12 protein-coding genes and 1 tRNA gene are annotated in these 19,885 nt (G+C 69.2%); 4 read left to right on the top strand and 9 right to left on the bottom strand.

The features are described 5' to 3' along the window. Nucleotides 1-53: 53 nt before the first annotated feature. The 7 genes from HMPREF2826_RS06700 to HMPREF2826_RS06670 form a co-directional block, all read right to left on the bottom strand. Nucleotides 54-1,397, bottom strand: a complete 1,344-nt coding sequence (locus tag HMPREF2826_RS06700; protein ID WP_070640418.1) for a thiamine diphosphokinase — start codon at nt 1,395-1,397, stop codon at nt 54-56. 126 nt (nt 1,398-1,523) lie between these two features. Continuing rightward, nucleotides 1,524-2,975 (bottom strand): transcription antitermination factor NusB, encoded by a 1,452-nt coding sequence (locus HMPREF2826_RS06695; RefSeq protein WP_083307319.1) that lies wholly within the window; start codon nt 2,973-2,975, stop codon nt 1,524-1,526. Then, nucleotides 2,965-3,885, bottom strand: a complete 921-nt coding sequence (gene fmt / locus HMPREF2826_RS06690; protein WP_070640414.1) for a methionyl-tRNA formyltransferase — start codon at nt 3,883-3,885, stop codon at nt 2,965-2,967. Before fmt ends, HMPREF2826_RS06695 begins: the two co-directional genes overlap by 11 nt. A gap of 10 nt (nt 3,886-3,895) precedes the next feature. Continuing rightward, complete coding sequence (def, locus tag HMPREF2826_RS06685; RefSeq protein ID WP_070640411.1) at nt 3,896-4,438, bottom strand: peptide deformylase; 543 nt, start codon at nt 4,436-4,438, stop codon at nt 3,896-3,898. A gap of 129 nt (nt 4,439-4,567) precedes the next feature. After that, nucleotides 4,568-6,871: a replication restart helicase PriA gene (gene priA / locus HMPREF2826_RS06680; protein WP_070640409.1), complete on the bottom strand. Its 2,304-nt coding sequence runs from the start codon at nt 6,869-6,871 to the stop codon at nt 4,568-4,570. A 33-nt stretch (nt 6,872-6,904) separates the two neighbouring features. Further along, a complete protein-coding gene (metK, locus tag HMPREF2826_RS06675) occupies nt 6,905-8,158 on the bottom strand; it encodes a methionine adenosyltransferase (RefSeq protein ID WP_070640408.1) in 1,254 nt (417 codons plus the stop codon). Nucleotides 8,159-8,252: 94 nt separating this feature from the next. Then, a complete protein-coding gene (locus HMPREF2826_RS06670; RefSeq protein ID WP_070640406.1) occupies nt 8,253-9,023 on the bottom strand; it encodes a TetR/AcrR family transcriptional regulator in 771 nt (256 codons plus the stop codon). A gap of 194 nt (nt 9,024-9,217) precedes the next feature. Between HMPREF2826_RS06670 and HMPREF2826_RS06665 the strand changes: the two genes are divergently transcribed. The 3 genes from HMPREF2826_RS06665 to gltX all read left to right on the top strand — a co-directional run bounded on the left by HMPREF2826_RS06665 (nt 9,218) and on the right by gltX (nt 15,757). Continuing rightward, on the top strand, nt 9,218-11,914 hold the full coding sequence (locus HMPREF2826_RS06665) for a YhgE/Pip domain-containing protein (RefSeq protein ID WP_070640404.1): 2,697 nt from the start codon (nt 9,218-9,220) through the stop codon (nt 11,912-11,914). Beyond that, nucleotides 11,914-14,172, top strand: coding sequence for a YhgE/Pip domain-containing protein (locus HMPREF2826_RS06660; RefSeq protein WP_070640402.1), 2,259 nt, complete (start codon nt 11,914-11,916; stop codon nt 14,170-14,172). The genes HMPREF2826_RS06665 and HMPREF2826_RS06660 overlap by 1 nt, the downstream gene beginning before the upstream one ends. A gap of 91 nt (nt 14,173-14,263) precedes the next feature. Then, nucleotides 14,264-15,757 carry a glutamate--tRNA ligase gene (gene gltX, locus HMPREF2826_RS06655; RefSeq protein WP_070640400.1) on the top strand — a complete coding sequence of 498 codons (1,494 nt, stop codon included), beginning with the start codon at nt 14,264-14,266 and terminating at the stop codon, nt 15,755-15,757. Here gltX and feoB read toward each other — a convergent pair. Together feoB and HMPREF2826_RS06645 are read right to left on the bottom strand one after the other, a co-directional pair. Continuing rightward, nucleotides 15,754-18,183: a ferrous iron transport protein B gene (gene feoB / locus HMPREF2826_RS06650; protein WP_070640398.1), complete on the bottom strand. Its 2,430-nt coding sequence runs from the start codon at nt 18,181-18,183 to the stop codon at nt 15,754-15,756. The genes gltX and feoB overlap by 4 nt on opposite strands. Nucleotides 18,184-18,193: 10 nt before the next feature. After that, nucleotides 18,194-19,486, bottom strand: coding sequence for a lysylphosphatidylglycerol synthase transmembrane domain-containing protein (locus tag HMPREF2826_RS06645; protein WP_070640396.1), 1,293 nt, complete (start codon nt 19,484-19,486; stop codon nt 18,194-18,196). A gap of 269 nt (nt 19,487-19,755) precedes the next feature. Between HMPREF2826_RS06645 and HMPREF2826_RS06640 the strand changes: the two genes are divergently transcribed. Next, a tRNA-Gln gene (locus HMPREF2826_RS06640) sits at nt 19,756-19,829 on the top strand. The last annotated feature ends 56 nt before the right edge of the window (nt 19,830-19,885 follow it).

Genomic DNA, 19,885 nt, shown 5'->3' with positions numbered 1-19,885 from the left:
GACTTCCATGGGGCGACGTCATGCGCGCATCGGCAGGGCGCTGCGCGGGGGCATCAGCGCAGCAGGAACGCCGCCACGACGCCCGCATGGCAGCTGACGCGCGCCGTGGCCGCCTCGACCACGTTGGACACGCCCTCGTCGCCCAGAAGCGGCAGCTCGCGCCGGTCAAGCTCCCACCGCAGGCCCTTCTCTGACACGCAGCTGCCCGGGGCCAGCGCGATGACGCTGAGGGTGCGTCCCACGGCGGCGTCTCCGAGCTCCCAGCAGGGGCTGCCCTGCGGCGAGAGGATGCGGCACTCCAGGTCGTCCTCCACGAGGCGCGCCCTGGCGCGAGCGTGGGAGGCGAGCAGCCCCAGCACGGCCAGCGCATGGTCCGCCCTTCCCCCCGAGGCGCAGGTGACGGTGAGCCTCAGGTCCTTTTCCCGACGCGCCGCCTCATGCGCGGCACAGTCGATGGCGCATGAGAGGTCCGTCGCGTACTTCTCGGCCGGGAAGGTGACGACGGTGCCCGCCCGTCCCAGCACCCAGGCCCGCGTCTCGTCGTCGATCGAGTCCGCGTCCCCGCAGAAGACGTCGGGCACGACACCGGCCGCCCGGGCGTAGCAGGCCCCCCGGTCGGCCGCGATCACGTGCTGCGCCTCGCGCGCGAGGGCGCTGACCAGCTCCGCCGTGCTGGGACGCGAGGACCCGTCGATCACGAGGACGTCCAGGACGCCCGAGGTCCCCCCACGGGGGCGCTCGAAGTCACGGATGAGCGCCAGGGACAGCTCGACGTAGCCGTGGGAGAAGATGTCCGCGACGCCCCGGCAGCCGTCAAGGGGACGGTGCCCTTGCACGTCATACACGCAGACCGTGGGGAACCCCGCCCTACGTGCCGTCCTGATGCCCACCGGGGAGTCCTCGAAGACCCAGCACGTCGCGCGACGGCCGCCCAGCCTCCTGTGAGCCTCGAGGTAGACGTCGGGCTCCTCCTTGCCCTTTCCCACCTCCGACGCGCTCAGGACAAACTCGAAGAGGCCGTCGAGGTCGTTGGCCCTGAGAGACAGCTCGACCATGTCCAGGGGCGACGCCGAGGCGACGCACAGGCGCACGCCCGCGCCGCGAAGCTCCTCCAGAAACGACCTGCAGCCGGGATAGGCCCTGATCGTGTGGGCGTACGCCTCGCGCATGCGGGCCTTGAGCGTCTTCTCGAGGGCCTCGGGGGCAGCGGGGGCGCCATAGCTGTCGTGGACGATTCGGCACAGGTTCTCGAGGGGCTCGGGCTCGAGGATGTCGAAGATCTCGTCGGGGTTCTCGACGCCCTGATCGGCAAGGACGCTGATCGTCTCGGCGCGCCAGGCGCCCATGGAGTCCACGATGGTACCGTCCAGGTCAAAAATGGCCGTCTCGATGCGCATGGTTCTCCGTTCCAGGGGGAATGTGCCTTCCTTATGGTAGCATCCCTCCCCCACCACGGGCTGCGGCCCCGTAGGCGACATGCGCCGACGAGGGCGGCTCACGCACGTCCCGACGCGGGGGCCAGCCTATGTCCCGCGCACGAGCCGCGCGCAGAAGTGCGCGTCGGGCCCGCCCAGCCGCTGACGAACGCAGAGGCATCCCTCGAGGTCGGTGGGCCCCGCCAGGTCACGCGCGAGGGTCACGGCGCGGGGTCCGAGGGCCGCCAGCCCCGCCGACTCAAGGACGTCCCGAACGGAAAAGTCCCCGCCCTCCGGCGATGCGAGGAAGGCCCTGATGACGTCCTCGTCCTCGTGCCGCAGGGGCGAGCAGGTCGCGAAGACGAGGGTGCCCCCGCGCCTGACCCTAGTCGCCGCGGCGCGCAGCAGGTCGGTCTGAAGCGCACCCAGCGAGCGCAGGGCCTCCCCCAGCGCATCGTCCGCCAACGACCACACAGCCTCGGGGTGGCGGCGCAGGGTTCCCACGCCCGTGCAGGGGGCGTCGACGAAGGCCGCGTCAAAGCCGCCCTCGGGAGCAAACGCGAGGCCTCCTTCCGCAACCTTCCTCCCGTCAAGGACCTGACAGCTCACGCGTTCCCCAAGACCGAGGCGCCCAAGGCGCCCGCGGGCGAGGTCAACCTTGAAGGGTGACGCGTCGATTGCGTGGATGCGGGCGAGGCCCCCGCGGGAGTGCACGCAGGATTCCATGAGCAGCGTCTTGGTGGCCCTCCCCTGGCCCACCTCCAGGAGGGACTCTCCCGGCGCGGGCGCGGCCGCGGCGGCGACGAGCTGCGACGAGAGGTCTGCGGGCACGACGCGCCCGTCGTCCACGAGGCCCGAGCGCGCGAGGCCCGCAGGTCTGCCGAGCGCGAATGACCCGCCCATCCCTACCGGGCGCGGGTCGAGACCGGCCGCGTCCAGCAGCCGGGCCGCCTCGTCATCGCCCTGGACGAGGTGATTTGCCGCCACGTAGACGGGAGCGGGCTCGGACAGGGACACGAGGAGCTCCCGCGCGAAGGGCCTCCCCCGGGAGGCGACGAGCTCGCGCACCAGGACCGGCGGGACCGCGGCGACGAGGGCGAGGTCCCCCTCGTCATTGCCGCCCACAGCCACCCGCCCGCGAGCCGCCTCGATGACGGGCAGGTCATGGGAGGCAAGGGCCCTGAGAAGGGCGTGCGCCACGTCGGCGGCATGAGGGTCCGCCCGGCGTGCGAGCTCCGTGCCCTGGCTCACGCAGACGTCCGTCGGCGTCGAGAGGTATAGAAGCTCGAAGGCGCTCACGCTCAGGGCGTCGCGCACGCGCGCACGCAGGCGCACGCCCGGTCGTCGCCTGGCCTCGATGAGGCGTCTCACGAGCCCCTCGGCCAGGACGGCGCCAAAGGTGAGGCGGGTGGCGAAGGCGCGGTCGCGAGGCCCCAGCGCGTCCAGGGCGGCGGAGCCGCGCATGAGCTCCCGCATGCGCGCGCCACGCAGGCGGCGCTCGACCACGAGCGAGAGCGCCACGCGGCGGGCGTCCGAGAGGCGCGCCATGCTAGCAGGCATCCCAGGACAGGTCGTTCCTGAGGCCGCGCGCCCAGGCGGCGGCGTCCATCTCGCACCGGCCGTCAGGCTTGACCCGCAAGAGCTCCAGCGCCCCGTCGGCGCAGCCCACGAGGAGCCGCCCCTTGGAGACGACGACGTCGCCGGCGGCGAGGGGGGCGTCCGCGGCCGCGCACGGACGCGCGGCAAGCACCCTGACGCCCTGGCCGGCGATGCGGCAGCGGGCGGGAGCGGCGTCGAGCGAGGCACGTACCAGCGAGAGGTTCCGCCGGGCGGGATATGCGGGCAACAGGAGCATCTCCGCCTTCTCGACCTTGGGCGCGAAGGTCACGAGCGCCTCGTCCTGCTCGACCCAGTCGATCGTGCCGGCGGCGAGGTCATCGAGGGCGCCTGCCAGCTCCCGGGCCCCCAGCTCGCCCAGGCGACGCGTGAGCTCGGCAGCACCGAGGTCGCCCACGGGCAGCGGGGCCTGCCGACAGTAGGCGCCCGCGTCGAGGTCGTGCACAAGGCGCATGATGGACACGCCCACGCGCTCGTCACCGGCCATCAGGGCGCGCTGGATGGGCGCCGCGCCGCGCCAGCGCGGGAGAAGCGAGGCATGGACGTTGACGCAGCCTCGCGGGGGCAGGGCGAGCAGCTCGTCGGGGAGTATGGCGCCAAAGGCCGCGACGGCGACGAGGTCGGGCCGCGCGTCCCTGACGGCCTGGACGAGGTCGGGCGTGACGCGACGGGCCTCGACGACGGGAATGCCCCGCCGCAGGGCCGCCGCCTTCACCGGCGAGGGGGCGAGCGTCCTGCCGCGACCGCGCACGGCGTCGGGCCGCGTGACCACGAGCGGCAGCTCGTGACCGTCAGCCAGAACGTCAAGGGACGGCACGGCGAAGTCGGGCGTGCCCATGAAGACGACGCGCATGTCGCCCCTCCTATTCGACGGCGGTCTCGCCCGGGCGGGCGCCGGCGGCGAGCGCCTCCTGATATGCGCGCAGAGCGTTCACGCGCCGCAGGGGGCTCAGGTGATCGACCATCGTGACGCCGCGCAGGTGGTCTATCTCGTGCTGCAGGCAGACGGCCAGAAGGTTGTCCTGGGCCTCGTAGCGCATGAGCTCCCCGTCGAGGTTGGTCGCCTCGACCACCACGTGGCTGGGACGGGTGACGCCGACGCTGATGCCCGGGAACGACAGGCAGCCCTCGCTCGTGGTGCGCTCGGGACCGTCGGCGACGATGATGCGCGGGTTCACCAGCACGTAGGGGTTCCTTGGCCCGTCGGCGTAGTCCACGTCGATGACGATCATCTGCACGAGCTCGCCGATCTGGGGGGCGGCGAGGCCGCAGCCGTCGGCGACGTACATGTCCTCGAGCATGCGCCCGGCAAGCGCCCGCGTCGCGTCGTCAATGGTCTCGACGGGGGCGCACGCGGTCGAAAGGCGCTCGTCCGGCGCGCAGACGATGTCGTTGAGTCCTGCCATGGGGGCTCCTCTCACCTGGGACCAGGCCTTGACGGGCGGCTGGTCCCATGATGTGGTGTCGTGTCATTCCTGTCCATAGTACTACCCAATGCGCAAGACGTCGTTGCCGCCGGTTCCGACACGCCGGGGTCACATGAGGTCGTAGGCGTCAACGTCCACCGACACGCTCACGCCCTTTGGCAGCCTGGCATCCGTGACGAGGCGTGAGAGCAGCCTTCCCACCGGCGCGTCCATGGGCGACTTGAGCAGAAAGTGCCGCCTGACGCGGTCCTTGACGCGCGCCTTGAGGCAGTCTGCGGGGCCGAGCAGCTCCCAGCCGTCCTCGTCGCCGACGCGCTCGCGCACCCTGGCCGCGACGAGGTCGGCGGCCGCCCTGACCGCGCGTGCGTCCAGGCCCCAGAACGTGACGTTGGAGAGCCTGCCATACGGTGGGTAGCGGCCCGCCTTGCGGTCCTTGAGCTCCGGCACGAGGAAGACGTCGCGATCATGTCGCAGGACGGCCTGGATGGCGGGATGCCCCGCCCAGTAGGTCTGGATGATGACCTGGCCCGCGGCCTCGCCGCGACCCGCCCGCCCCGCCACCTGCTCGAGCAGGTCGTAGCTAAGCTCAGCCGCGCGAAAGTCGGGAAGCTTGAGCGTCGTGTCGGCGTTGATGACGCCCACCAGCGTGACCGACGGGAAGTCGAGCCCCTTGGCGATCATCTGCGTGCCCAGCAGGACGGCGCAGGGCGCGGCGTCAAACTCCTCGAGCAGCCTCTGGTGCGCGCCCTTGCCGCGCGTGGTGTCGCCGTCCATGCGAATGACCTTGACCGTGGGGGGAAGCAACGACACCAGCTCGTCCTCCACCCGCTGCGTCCCCACGCCGTAGGCGCCAAGGTATCTGCTGCCGCAGTTGGGACAGCAGGTGGAGGGGTCCGGGTAGGCGCGCACGGGCCAGCTTCCGCCGCAGCTGTGACAGACGAGCTCATGCGTCCGCTCATGGTAGGTGAGGGCCTGGGAGCAGTGCGGGCACTCGGGAACCGCGCCGCAGGCGCGGCACATGAGGAAGCTCGCGAAGCCGCGACGGTTGAGAAGCATGACGGCCTTCTCGCCGCGACTGACGACCTCCTGGAGCGCGTCGCGCAACGGTTCCGAGATGACCGAGGCGCCGCCGCGGGCAAACTGGCCCTCCATGTCAACGACGCGGATGCGGGGCAGCCGCGAGGAGCCCGGGCGCTCCGTCATGACGACGCGCGTCCAGAGGGCGCCTCCCCACGAGCCCGCCGCGCAGCGCGCCAGGCTTTCGAGCGAGGGCGTGGCCGACCCCAGGACGAGAGCGCACCCGCGCTCGAAAGCCAGGCGCGCCGCCACCTCGCGCGCATGGTAGCGCGGGGAGCTGTCCTGCTTGTAGGAGGCCTCGTGCTCCTCGTCGATGACGATGAGCCCCAGGTCGGCGAGGGGGGCGAAGAGGGCGGAGCGGGCGCCCACGACCACGTGCGCCAGCCCGCGACGCACGAGGTCCCACTGGTCAAAGCGCTCGCCGGCCGAGAGGCGCGAGTGCAGGACGGCAACGTCATCGCCAAAGCGCGAGCGAAACCTCCCCACGGTCTGCGCCGTCAGGGAGATCTCGGGGACGAGCACGATGGCTCCTTTCCCCTGGGCGCGCGCGGCCTCGATGGCGGCAAGGTAGACCTCCGTCTTGCCCGATCCCGTGACGCCGTCGACGAGCACGACGTCGCCGCGCCCACGCACCCGCGCGCGCTCGATGACCGCGAGGGCCTCGCGCTGTCCTTCGGTAAGCGCCTCGGGGCGTCGGGCACACGCCGAGGAGAGCTCGGTGCGCTGCGTCCCCCGCAGGCGTCGGTGCTCCTCGACGGTCACGACGCCACGCCGCGCGAGGGCTCGCACGGCGGCGGAGCAGCCGGGCAGCATGGCGGCAAGCTCCGCCATGCGCACCGCCCCGTCCGCGAGGGCCTCTATGAGGCGCCGCTGCCTGCTGGCGCGAGGGGCGGGAACAAAGTCGCGACCGGCGGGAGTGAGCGAGACCCAACGCTCGTCAACGGGACCGCTCCTCTGGACGACGAGCTGCCACGGCTGCCCCTCGCCCACGCGACGCATGGTCATGGTCTGTCCCGGGGCGAGCAGCGGCCTCACGGCGTCCGCGAGCGGGCAGGCGTACTCATCGCTCACCCACCGAGCCAGTCGCGCCGCGACCTCGTCAAAGGCGGCGTCGGCCAGCACCCGGCGCACGGGCAGGAGTCGGCCGGCGTCAACGAGCGCGGGAGGCTCGTCCGACACGGCGAGCACGTAGCCGATGACGTCGCGGTGCGAGAGGCTCACGAGCACCGTGCATCCCACGACGCAGGCTTGCGCAAGCTCGTCGGGAACGAGATAGTCAAAGCAACGACTGACGGCGCGCGCCGGGATGTCCGGCACGACGGATGCAAAGCGCACCAGTCCCCCTCTCGACCTCGACCCTGTCGCCCGCTAGCCGACGAGGGTCCGGACGGCCTTTCTGAGCTCACGGACGCGGTTGGTCTTTTCCCAGCTGAAGTCGGGGTCTTGGCGTCCAAAGTGACCGTAGGCCGCCGTCTTCTCAAAGATGGGACGTCGCAGCCCAAGGTCGCGGATGATGGCGCCGGGACGCAGGTCGAAGACCTTGACGATTGCGGCGGCGAGGACCTCGTCGTCCACGGTCGCGGTGCCGAAGCTGTCGACCATGACCGAAAGGGGCCTGGCGATGCCGATGGCGTAGGCGAGCTGCACCTCGCAGCGGCGCGCCAGTCCCGCCGCGACGATGTTCTTGGCCACCCAGCGCGCGGCGTAGGCGGCCGAGCGATCGACCTTCGTCGCATCCTTGCCGCTGAAGGCGCCGCCGCCGTGACGGCCCATGCCGCCGTAGGTGTCCACGATGATCTTGCGACCGGTGAGGCCGGTGTCGCCCATGGGGCCACCGACGACGAAGCGGCCGGTAGGATTCACGTAGAGCGTGGCGGACTCCCAGGCGATGCCAACCTCGTCCAGGACCGGACGGATGACGTGCGCCACCATATCGTCGCGAATCTGGGGGAGCTCCGTCGTCGGGTCGTGCTGGGTGGAGATGACGATGGCCGTGACCGCGACGGGCCTGCCGTCCTCGTAGCGCACCGTCACCTGAGTCTTGCCGTCGGGTCGCAGATAGCCCAGCGTCCCGTCCTTGCGCACCTGCGCGAGGCGGGCGGCGAGGCGCTGCGCGAGATAGATGGGCATGGGCATGAGCACGTCCGTCTCGTCGGTGGCGTAGCCGAACATCATGCCCTGGTCGCCGGCGCCGATGCGCTCGGCCTCGTCGGCATCGCCCGCCCGGGCGAAGGTGCCGTCGACGCCCTGCGCTATGTCGGGGGACTGCTCGTGAATCATGTTGATGACGCCGCAGGTCTCGCAGTCAAAGCCATACTTGGCCCGGTCGTAGCCTATGCGGCGCAGGGTGTCCCGGACGATGGTCTGCACGTCCACGTACGCCTGCGTGCGCACCTCGCCGGCCACGATCACGGTTCCGGTGGTGACGAAGGTCTCGCAGGCGCAGCGGACGTTCTCGAGCTTGGCGGGGACGCCGTCGGGCGCGACGTAGCCATCTGCCTCAAGCTCGGCCTCCTTGGCCAGGATGGCGTCGAGGATGGCGTCGCTCACCTGGTCGCATATCTTGTCGGGGTGCCCTTCGGTAACGCTCTCGGAGGTAAAGTAGTAACTCTTCTGTGACATGCGTGCGCTTCCTTTCCTCAGCAGTCACCAATCCTTGCCGGGCAGGTCAGGCGCCCGACGATCGCACGCAACGAATACCCAAGAAGCGTGCGCGCTAAACCAAGGCGGCGCCGGCCCCGCCCGTGCGGCGCGCCTTGTCGGCCTTGAAGCCCTCGATGGCGGCCTTGGAGCCCATGCCGCAAACGAGAAGGTCGACCAGCTGGTCGGGGAGGCTCGCACGCTGCCCGCCGTCTTTTCCTGCCGAGCCCTCGAAGATGCCGAAGGTGAAGGCGCCCGCGATGGAGACGGCGCACAGGCGCGAGTCGATGTCAGAACGCGCGAGGCCCTCGACCTTGGCCCGGTCGACCTGCGCCTCGAAGATGTCGATGATTCGGGTGAGGCGGGACTCGACGGCGGGCAGAACGGCCTTCCTTGCCCCGATCAGCTCGCGCGTGACGGCGAGCGCCAGCGGGCTTTGGGGCAGCATGCTCGAGGCGAGCACGCCGACGAGCCCCCTGATCGACGTGAGCGCCGACGGCGCGTCGGCGACGGCCGACTCGACGCGGGCCACAAGCTCGTCGACCTCACGGTCGAAGATGGCCTCCACAAGCGCGTCCTTGTCGGAGAAGTAATAGTAGAGGGAGCCCTTGGACAGACGACATCTGGCGCTGACCTCGCTCATCTGGAAGTCGGTGCCGTTGTGCTCGGACATGAGCTCGCCCGCGGCGGCCATGATCCTCTCGCGGGTGGCCGCGGACTTGCGCGTCTTGGCCCTGGCGCGCAGACGGTCCTGGACGGCGGTCGTCACCCCCTCGCGGGCCGCGCGCACGCGGCGCACGCCCCTCCCTATGTCGATCGCGACGTCGCGGTCGTTAAGGATGCCCATACATGACCACTCCCTCCGCACAGGGCTCTAGCATCGCACAGTTACGGTCTAAGAAATTTGAGAGCATTTCAAAAAAGTTGAACTCCAACGGTTTTAAACAGCGTTCGAAATGGCTACATTCATACCTTGTCACACGCGGCATCGCACACGGCCACGTGCGGTAACACGGCTCGGCAAGGCAGGAAGGGGCGTCCGTGCGCAAGGTATGGCAGATTTTTGTCCGCGACCTCAGGCGGCTGCTCAAAAACCCCGTCGCCATCATGATCGCGATCGGCGTGGCCATCATCCCCTCGCTCTACGCGTGGCTCAACATCCTGGCCAACTGGGACCCCTACGAGAACACCTCCACGGTGCCCGTCGCCGTGACCGTCGAGGACAGGGGCGCCGACATCGGGGACCTCGGCCACGTCAACGCCGGCGACATGATTCGCGAACGCCTCGAGGAGAACACCCAGCTCGGCTGGACCTTCGTCGACGACGAGGACGAGGCCAGACGGGGCGTGGCGTCCGGCAGGTACTTCGCCGCCTTCTTAATCCCCGAAGACTTCACGGAACGCCTCTCCGACGTGCTCCACGGCGACGTCGAGAAGGCCCGCGTCGCCTACTACGTGAACGAGAAGGCCAACGCCGTCGCCCCCAAGGTCACCGACGCGGGATCGACCGCTCTGGAGAGCCAAATCTCCAACGAGTTCGTCAACGTCGTGGGCAAGACCGTTACCGAGAGGCTCAAAGGCTTCGCCGGTCGCACCGCCGCCGGGCTCGACGGCGCGCGCGACGCCGCCGCCGGCGACCTCGCCGACGCCTCCGCGAAGCTCAAGGACCTCGCCGGCGACATCGACGGCGCACAAGGCTCCATCGCGGGCGCCCGCGGCACCGTCGCCTCCGCACGCGACGCGCTCTCGCAGGTCAACGAAACGTGCGGCGGCCTCGGCGAGGGCCTCTCGTCGAGCCTCGACGCCCTCGCGGGCACGCGCACCAAGGCGAACACCTTTGCCGCGCAGCTCAACGGCGCCCTTTTGACCGGCGCCGCCACCATCGACTCCGTGAGCTCCACCGCCAGCTACGACGTCGGTCGCATCGCGGGCGACGTGGGCTGGGCCCAGGGCCGCATCGACGCCGCCATCGCCCAGGTTCGCGCGCTCGACGGCGCCACAACGAACGTCCGGACCGGCCTCGAGCGCGTCCGCACCTACACTGTGACGGCCGCCGGCAACGAATACGCCACGCAGCTCACGACCAAGGTCGACGCAAGCCTTGCGCTCACCGCCGAGCTCTCCGATTCGCAGAGACGGGCCTTGGACAGGCTCCAGCAGATCTCCGACAGCCTCAAGGACGCGACAAGCGGCGTCAGCGGGCTTTCCAACTCGGTGGGCAGCGCCGTCAGCGAGACCACCGGCGCCCTCGCCGACCTGCAGAACGACCTCGCCGCCACGACGATTCCGCAGCTCAATGAGGCGCTCGACGGCTTCTCGAACACCGGCGGCACGCTCGCGGGCACGGTCCTGTCGCTGCCCGCAATGCTCGCGCAGGCCGACAGCGCCCTGCTTGAGCTCGACGGCATCCTCGACCAGTGCTCGATCTCCCTTTCGACGACCGCGGACTCCATGCGCGGCGCCTCCGACAGGATCTCGTCCATCTCGGCCGACGTCGCGGCCGTCGAGTCCGCCGAGAGCTTCGACGGCATCAAGGACGCCCTCGACCTCGACGCCGAGAGCGTCGGCGACTTCCTCGGCTCGCCCGCCCAGCTCGTCAGCATGCCCGTCTACCCCGTCGAGAACTACGGCAGCGGCGTGACGCCCTTCTACACGAACCTCGCCCTGTGGGTCGGCGGCTTCGTCCTCGTGGCCGTCTACAAGCTCGAGGTCGACCGCGAGGGCGTCGGCGACTTCAGGCCTTGGCAAGGCTTCTTCGGCCGCTGGCTGCTGCTCAACCTCCTCGGTCAGGTTCAGGCCGCGATCTGCTGCCTGGGCGACATCGCGCTCGGCATCCAGTGCGCCTCCCCCGCCGCGTTCGTCGTCGCCGGCATGGTCGAGAGCTTCGTGTACGTCTTCCTCATCTACGCGCTCTCGGTCGCCTTCAAGCACGTCGGCAAGGCGCTCGGGGTCCTCATCGTCGTGCTCCAGATTCCCGGCGCCTCGGGCCTCTACCCGATTCAGATGCAGCCGGGCTTCTTCCAGACGCTGATGCCGTGGCTTCCCTTCACCTACGGCATCAACGCCATGCGCGAGGCAATCGCGGGCTTCTACGCCAACTACTACGCCCGCAACCTGCTCATGCTTCTTGCCTACCTGATTCCCGCTCTGCTTGTCGGCGTGACGGCGCGCAGACATCTGCTGAACATCAACAACCTCTTCGACCGCAAGCTCGGCGAGACGGACATGATGATCACCGAGCACACCGGCATGAGGAGCCAGTTCCGCCTGGCCACCATCGTCAAGGCAATCATGGACTCCGACAGCTACCGCGCGACCTTCCTCGCCGGCGCCGCCAACTTCGAGCTGCGCTACCCGGTGCTCGTACGCCGCGGATTTGCCGCCCTCGTCGTGGTGCCGCTCGTCCTTCTTGCCCTCATGTTCGCGACCGAGGCCAAGTTTGCCATGCTCGTGCTGTGGGTTCTGTCGCTCGTGGCCATCTGCGCGTTTCTGATCGTCTGCGAGTACCTGCACGAGCGCGTGATCGACAAGACGCACCTCTCCAACATGAGCAGAGACGAGCTCTTCGAGCTGCTCGACGACGAGCTCAAGGCCGAGTTCCTCGCGTTCGCACCCATCGAGAGGATGCGCCTCGCCGTGGGGAAAGGCGCATCTAAGCCCGCCGTCGGCGCGACCGCGCGGGCCGCCGAGAAGGCCACGACCGTGCGCGGACAGGACCAGAGAGGAGGCGATGAGTGATGCGGCCCTTCCTGGCATTTGTGAAGAGGGACGCCAAGCACGTCTTCGCCAACGTCATCAGCCTCGTCGTCTGCGTCGGCATGATCGTGGTGCCGAGCTTCTACGCCTGGTTCAATATCGCCGGCAGCTGGGACCCCTACGGCAACACCAGGAACCTCAAGGTGGCCGTCGCCAACGCCGACGTCGGCTACACGGGCGACCTCGTCCCCGTCACGCTCAACATGGGCGAGCGCATGACCTCGTCGCTCGCCGAGTCAACCTCCATCGGCTACACCGTGACGACCGAGGAACAGGCCGTCGAGGGCGTTCGGAGCGGCGAGTACTACGCGGCCATCGTGTTTCCTCGCGACTTCACGACCAACATGATGAGCGTGCTCTCCAGCTCGTCCACCAAGCCGACGGTGCTCTTCTACCAGAACGAGAAGGCCAACCCCATCGCCCGGATCGTGACCGACAAGGCCTCGACCGCCGTCCGACAGGACATCGACGAGTCCTTCGCTAAGTCCGTGACCAACGTGAGCGCGGTCGCGCTCGAGGAGCTGACGAGCTACCTTGACGACGACAGGATCGTCGAGCTCACCGGCAAGCTGAGCGCTGCCGTGGGAGACGCCCAGACGAGCCTCGCCGACGCGGCCGCGAACACGCGCGGACTCGCGAGCGTCCTCGACTCGACGGCGACGCTCCTTGGCGACGGCGCGTCGGGTGCGAGCGACTCCGTCGCGGTGACGGTTGGCGTGGGCGCCGCGCTGCGCGACACTGCGGGCAACGTCCGCACGCTCGGCGACGCGGTGGGCGGCGCGACCGACTCCGTGAACTCGGTGCTCGGGCGCAGCCAGGCGAGCATGGATGACGTGAAAACGTCAATCGACGCCGCCTTCGACCAGGCTGGCTCGGCCGCAGGGTCCTCGAAGACCGCGCTCGAGTCCGCCGCGAGCGCCGTAGACGACCAGATCGTCGAGCTCGACAAGCTCCGTGCGGCCCTCGGCGACTCCGACACCCTGGCACGCACCTGGTACGAGTCATGGGACAACGGCGTCGCGGCGGGCTCGAGCGGTCGCGTCGGCGTCGAGCGCGACGACGTCTATGCCGCCTACGTGACCATCGACGGCCTGAACAGCAGCGTGGAAAGCCTGCGCGCCTCCCTGCAGGACCTCTCCGACGGCCTGCGCAAGACCGCGGGCGACATCGGGAGCGCCGGCAGCGACGCTGCCACGTCAAAGCGGCGGCTCGAGGAGCTCGTCGACGCTGCCGAGGACGGCATCACGCAGGTCAGGGGCAATTTCGAGGGCGACCTCAAGGACAGCCTGACGTCACTCGCCCGTAAGATCGACACGGCCGCGACAGACGCCGACGCCATCGGCTCCTCCATCCAGATGACGCTCGACTCCGTGAACGGCACCACCCGCACGGCCGCCGGAAAGCTCGCGAGCGCCAGGGCCGGCGTCACGACCGCCGCCGACTCGCTCGACGCCGCCGCCGCGCGGCTCGGCAAGCTCAACGGCTCTCTCAAGGACGCGCTTGCCCTTGGCGACACGGACGCGATTCGCGCCATTCTCTCCGGCGGCTCGGCCGCCCTCGGCGACTTCGTCTCGAAGCCCGTGCGCGTTGACCGCCAGGCGATCTACCCCGTCGAGAACAACGGCAGCGCGATGACGCCGTTCTACACCACGCTCGCCATCTGGATCGGCGGCGTCGTGCTCGCGGCGCTCGTCAAGTGCAACCCGAGCGAGGACGCCGTTCGCGAGACGGGCGCCCGTCCGCGTCACTCCTACTTCGGGCGCCTCGTGTTCTTCGTGGTCATAGGGTTTTTACAGTCGATCCTCATCCTGCTCGGCAACCTGCTCTTCCTGGGCGTGCAGTGCGCGCACCCCGCGCTCTTCGTGCTCGCGGGGCTCATTGCGTCGCTCGTGTTCGTGAACGTCATCTACGCGCTCACGGCGAGCTTCGGCGACGTGGGCAAGGCCATCGCCGTCGTGCTCATGGTCATGCAGGTCGCGGGCTCGGGCGGCACCTTCCCGGTGCAGATGCTCCCCAGGGGCTTCTTCCAGGCGGCCTACCCCTTCCTGCCGTTCGTCCACGCCGAGAACGCCATGCGCGCGGCGATGTTCGGCATCTACGACGGCGACTTCTGGGTCGAGCTCACCACGCTCGCGGCCTACCTCGCGCCGGCGCTGCTGCTGGGCCTCGTTCTTCGCAATCCGGTCATGCGGCTGAACGAGTGGGGCGAGAAGAAGCTCGAGTCCACGAAGCTGATGTAGCAAGAAGTGCGTCCTCGACGGGCGGATGGGCCACTCTCGCCGTATACTTATGGCGTATGTGAATCATGACCACCTGACTTGAGGAGACCCCATGTCAGACAAGCACGTCCGCGTTCGTTTCGCGCCCTCCCCCACCGGCAAGCTCCATGTGGGCGGCGCCCGCACGGCCATCTACAACTGGGCGTTCGCCCGCGCGAACGACGGCGTCTTCATCCTGCGCATCGACGACACCGACCCCACCCGCTCCACCGAGGAGAACACCCAGGTCATCCTGCGCGCCCTACGTTGGCTCGGCCTTGACTGGGACGAGGGCCCCGAGGTCGGCGGCGACGTTGGCCCCTACAAGCAGACCGAGCGGCTCGACCTCTACCGCCAGGCCGCCCAGAGGCTCTGGGACGAGGGCCGCGCCTACCCCTGCTTCTGCACGCCCGAGCAGCTCGCCGCCGACAAGAAGGCCGCCCAGGAGCGCAAGGACCCCTTCCAGGGCTACCAGCGCCGCTGCCGCGACATCGACCCCGCCGAGGCCCGACGCCGCGTTGACGCCGGCGAGCCCTACGTCCTGCGCATCAAGGTGCCGCTTGACCGCGGCGATGTCGTGGTGCACGACGCCGTCCACGGCGACGTGACCTTCAACGCCCGCGAGCTTGACGACTTCGTCATCTTCCGCTCCGACGGCACCCCCACCTACAACTTCGCCACCGTCGTCGATGACGCCCTCATGGGCATCACGCACGTCATACGCGGAGACGACCACCTGTCCAACACCCCGCGCCAGGTCATGGTCTACGAGGCGCTGGGCGCGCCCGTGCCCACCTTCGCGCACATCTCGATGATCCTGGGCGCCGACGGCAAGAAGCTCTCCAAGCGCCACGGCGCGACCAACGTCGAGGAGTACCGCGACGCCGGCTACCTCTCCGACGCCTTCGTCAACTACCTGGCCCTTCTTGGCTGGTCGCTTGACGGCGACACGACCATCGTCCCGCGCGACGTCCTGGCCTCCACCTTCAGCCTCGACCACGTGTCCAAGAACCCGGCGACCTTCGACCCCAAGAAGCTCGACTGGGTGCAGGGACAGTACCTCCAGGCCATGAGCGACGAGACCTTCTCCAGGCAGGTGCTCGTGCCCCAGCTCGTGGCGGCGGGCCTTGAGGGCCCGCGCGTCAGGGAGGCCTACGAGGCCCGACCCGCCTGGTTTGACCTCCTCTCGTCAGTCCTGAAGCCGCGCTGCACGCTCGCGCCCGACGTGGTCGAGAAGGCCCGCTTCCTCTACGCGGGCGACGACCTTGAGCTTGACGAGGCGTCCGTCGCCAGGAACCTCACGAAGGAGGGGGCGCGCGCCAGCCTCGAGGCCGCGCTGGAGGCGCTGGGGGCGCTGGGAGACGACGCCTGGGACGCGGCGTCCCTCGACGCCGCCCTTGAGCCCCTTCCCGAGCGCCTCGGCACCACCAAGCGCAAGTTCTACGGCGCGCTGCGCGTGGCCGTCTGCGGCAACCAGGTCTCGCCGCCGCTCGGGGCGTCCCTCGAGCTGCTGGGCCGCGCGCTCACGCTGGGCCGCCTCAGGCGCGCCCTCCCGCTCTCCCGCTAGGGCGCGAGGCGGCGCCTCCCGTCATGCCAGGGCGCCTCAGCCGAGGCCGAGCCCAAGGCCCGCAGGCGCACGAGCAGGGCGACGAGCCAGGCGACGGCGCATTGGAACGCCACGACGCCCAAGGCCCAGCGCCCGCCCAACTCGCGCCTGATCGAGGCGATGGCCGCCACGCACGGCGTGTAGAGCAGGCAAAACGTCAGCAGTGCCAGGGCGGCCGCGGGCGTGAGCGCGGCGGCGAGCCCTGCCGTCGTTCCGAAGAGCACGCCAAGCGTCGAGACGACGACCTCCTTTGCCATGAAGCCGGCGATGAGCGACGTGACGATGCGCCAGTCGGCAAAGCCGAGAGGGGCAAAGACGGGGCTCATCCAGCTGGCGAGGAGGGCCAGGATGGAGTCCCTGGGGTCCGCCACCATCGACAGGTCGGGACCAAAGGTCTGGAGCACCCAGATGGCCACGGCCGCCACGAACACCACCGAGAAGGCCCGCCCCAGAAAGTCGCGGGTCTTGTCCCACACGAGCTGGACCATGCTACGGATGCTGGGCATGCGATAGTTGGGCAGCTCCATGACGAAGGGGACCGCCTCGTCCCGAGCCACCGTCGCGTGGCACACGAGCGCCGTGACGATCCCCGCCAGGATTCCCAGCGCGTAGAGCGAGCACATCACGAGCCCGCCGTAGCCCGGGAAGAACGCGGCGGCGACGTACGCGTAGATGGTCAGCTTGGTCGAGCAGCTCATGAACGGCACGAGCAGGACGGTGAGCTTGCGGTCGCGCTCGGAGGGCAGGGTCCGCGTCGCCATGACCGCCGGGACCGAGCAGCCGAACCCCACCAGCAGAGGCACGATGGAGCGGCCTGACAGCCCAAGCCTGCGCAGGGGCTTGTCCATCACGAAGGCGACGCGCGCCATGTAGCCGGTGTCCTCCAGCAAAGACAGGAAGAGGAACATCGTTACGATGACGGGCGCGATGGGCAGGATGGTGCCGACGGCGCTCAAGACGCCGTCCATGACCAGGGAGCGCGTGACGGGGCCGGCGCCCAGAGCGACGAGACCGGCGGCCACGGCGCTCGTCGCCCAGCCCACTAGACCCTCGACGAGGCCGCTCAGGAAGGGGCCCACCACGTCAAAGGTGAGGACGAAGACGGACAGCATGATGAGCGCGAAGGCGGGCACGGCCGTCCAGCGTCCCGTCAGCACGCGATCGATGGCCGCGCTCCTCGTCCGCTCCCTGCTGACGCGCGGCTTCACGACGCACTGGGCGACGACGCGCTCGATGAAGGAATAGCGCATGTCGGCGATCGCGGCGGCGCGGTCAAGCCCGCGCTCCGCCTCCATGTTGCGCGCGATCGCCTCGATGGCCTGTCGCTCGCCGGCACCGAGAGCGAGCTTCTCTTCCACCAGCGCGTCACCCTCGACGAGCTTCGTGGCCGCAAAGCGCAGGGGCACGCCAGCACGCTCGGCGTGGTCCTGAACGAGATGCATGACCGCATGGAGGCAGCGATGAACCGCGCCGCCGTGGTCGGCGGGCGAGCAGAAGTCCTGCCTGCCCGGGCGCTCCTGGTAGCGGGCGACGTGCAGGGCATGGCTCACGAGCTCCTCGACGCCCTCGCCGCGAATGGCGGCGATGGGCACCACGGGGATGCCGAGCAGATCCTCCAGGCGATTGACGTCAACCGAGCCACCGTTGCCCTGAAGCTCGTCCATCATGTTGAGGGCGAGCACCAGCGGTCGGTCAAGCTCCATCAGCTGCATCGTGAGGTAGAGGTTTCGGTCGATGTTCGTGGAGTCGACGATGTTGATGATGCCCTCAGGGCGCTCGTCCAGGATGAAGCGACGGCTCACCAGCTCCTCCGCGCTGTAGGGGCTCATGGAGTAGATCCCGGGCAGGTCCACGACCTCGGCGCCGTCGCATGACCGGATGGGCCCGCTCTTGCGGTCCACCGTGACGCCCGGAAAGTTGCCCACGTGCTGATTTGCTCCCGTGAGCTGGTTGAACAGGGTCGTCTTACCGCAGTTCTGGTTGCCGGCGAGCGCAAAGGTCAGCCTCGTCGTCGCGGAGAGCGCATGGGTGTGGTCGCTCGTGCGCACGTCCTCGTCGCGGCTGCGCCCGCTCTCCCCCAGACCGGGATGCCTGGTTAGGCCAGGGGCCGGTCCCAGGCTCGACGACGCGCGTCCCGACATGCTCGTCGCAGCCACGGCAGAGACCTCGATGCGTCCGGCATCTGCCGCGCGCAGCGTGAGCTCATAGCCGTGCAGGAGAAATTCCAGGGGGTCGCCGAGAGGCGCCCGCTTGACGAAGCGCACCCGGGTGCCGGGTATGATGCCCATGTCCAGAAAATGCTGGCGCAGCGCGCCGTCGCCACCCACCCGCACGACCGTCGCCACCTCGTTCGGCCGCAGGTCGCGCAGCGTCTTACCTGCCTCCATGCGCCTTCCGTCACCTTGGGCCGCGCTCGGCGCCGTCAGGCATTCGCTCAGGCGACTTCTGACGGGGCAGGCGGCCCTTGAGCTTGCTGCCCCCGAGCACCACGGCGCCATGGTCGCGGCGCCGCCTGGACGCCAGCGCGGCCAGCCGCTGGCGGAGCCGCTGCACGCGCCGATATATGCTGGGCCCTCCCGCCTGCGAGCGCAGGCTCATGAGCGGAGCCGCGATCAGGGTGGGGCCAAAGAAGGTCACGATGCGCCAGATGAGGAACCCGGCCGTGGTCGCGGCGCCAAAATGTATGCCGTAGAACATCACGAAGCCTCCCTCGGCACCGCCCGTGCCGCCCGGCAGCGGCACCGCCGACGCCACCATCTGGACCATGGAGGCGGAGGCGAGGCAGTCGATGAAGTCGGCGTCCTGGCCGAAGGCGCGCAGAACGAACCAGGGGATCATGTAGAGGAACGCAAGCTGAAGCATGGTCACCAACAGCGTGAGCAGCATGTCGGGAACGTCCCGGGCGGCGCGCATGAACGCGGACGAGAACTCCCTCACCTGGACGTTGACCACCTCGTCCCAGTGCGCGCGGTCCTTGAGCCAGCCACGCCTGTCGAGCGCGTCGATGACGCGCCCGCCGACGCGGGACACGAAACCGGGGCAGAGGCACACGAAGAAGAGCCCGGCGAGCTCCAGGAAGTGGACGCCGAAGACCACGAGGTTGAGGATGATAATGTCTCCGAAGGTCGCGAAGAAGTACGAGAGCCGCGCCACGAGCATGAGGGCCGCAAAGAGCACGACGCCCAGCTGGAACATGATGAACCGCGTGAACTCGGTGGCGCTGGCCTCGCCCACGTCCAGCCCCGTGCGCGTGAGGCGGAAGATCTGCGAGGGGACCGCGCCGGCCATCATGGGAGTGAGGTTGCCGAAGAAGATGCCTGACGCCTCGACGCTCACGAGGTCGCGCACGCCGACGGGCGAGTCGTGATCAAGGTAGACGGCGATCACGTACGCCAGGACGCCGAGGGCGAAGTAGAGGCAGTAGCATCCCGCCGCCTTGAGCACCCAGCCGACGTCAACGGACGAGAGCGCCGCCAGAAAGGTCGCCATCTGACCTGAGACGACGAGGAATACCACGTAGAGGCCCACGACGGCACAGAGGAAGAGCGCGCCCTTTCGCGCCTTTCTGTCGCGCTCGCCCCCCTCGTCGAGCGCCGAGGGGGGCGCGCCCTCGGCCCGCGGGGGCACGTGGGGCGCCGAGACCCTGACGACGACCTTGGGCTTCCTTGTCTCGTCCGAAGCGTCTGACATCCTGCTCCATCCGTGCGTCGCGACGCCCATGAGGCCACGGAGGCCCTCGGGGCCCGTGCCCGCCAGCGTCGTGCCCCTCAGTGTACCGTAGTGGACGTCCGCGTCTTGAGGCGGAACCGCTCGCCTCGCCGCGCGCCTCCCCTTTCTGCGCAAGCGCCGCGATTCGTCACAAATTCTCCCATGGCACAAAGTTCTTTGGCCTTCTGGCTTGCACGCATTCCGCTCATGACGTATAGTTCTTGCTTGCGCTCACGCGCAGGACACGTTCTTGAGCCGTCGTCTAACGGTAGGACAGCGGATTCTGGTTCCGTCAGTGGGAGTTCGATTCTCTCCGGCTCAGCCATGTGCCCTTGGAGTGCCTGCATGGCCCGTTCGTCTAGCGGTTTAGGACGCCGCCCT

It is taken from the genome of Olsenella sp. HMSC062G07 (genome assembly GCF_001811895.1).
Classification (GTDB): domain Bacteria; phylum Actinomycetota; class Coriobacteriia; order Coriobacteriales; family Atopobiaceae; genus Olsenella_F; species Olsenella_F massiliensis.
Note: the sequence above shows the minus strand (reverse complement) of the source record. Positions and strands in the feature narration are given on the sequence as shown.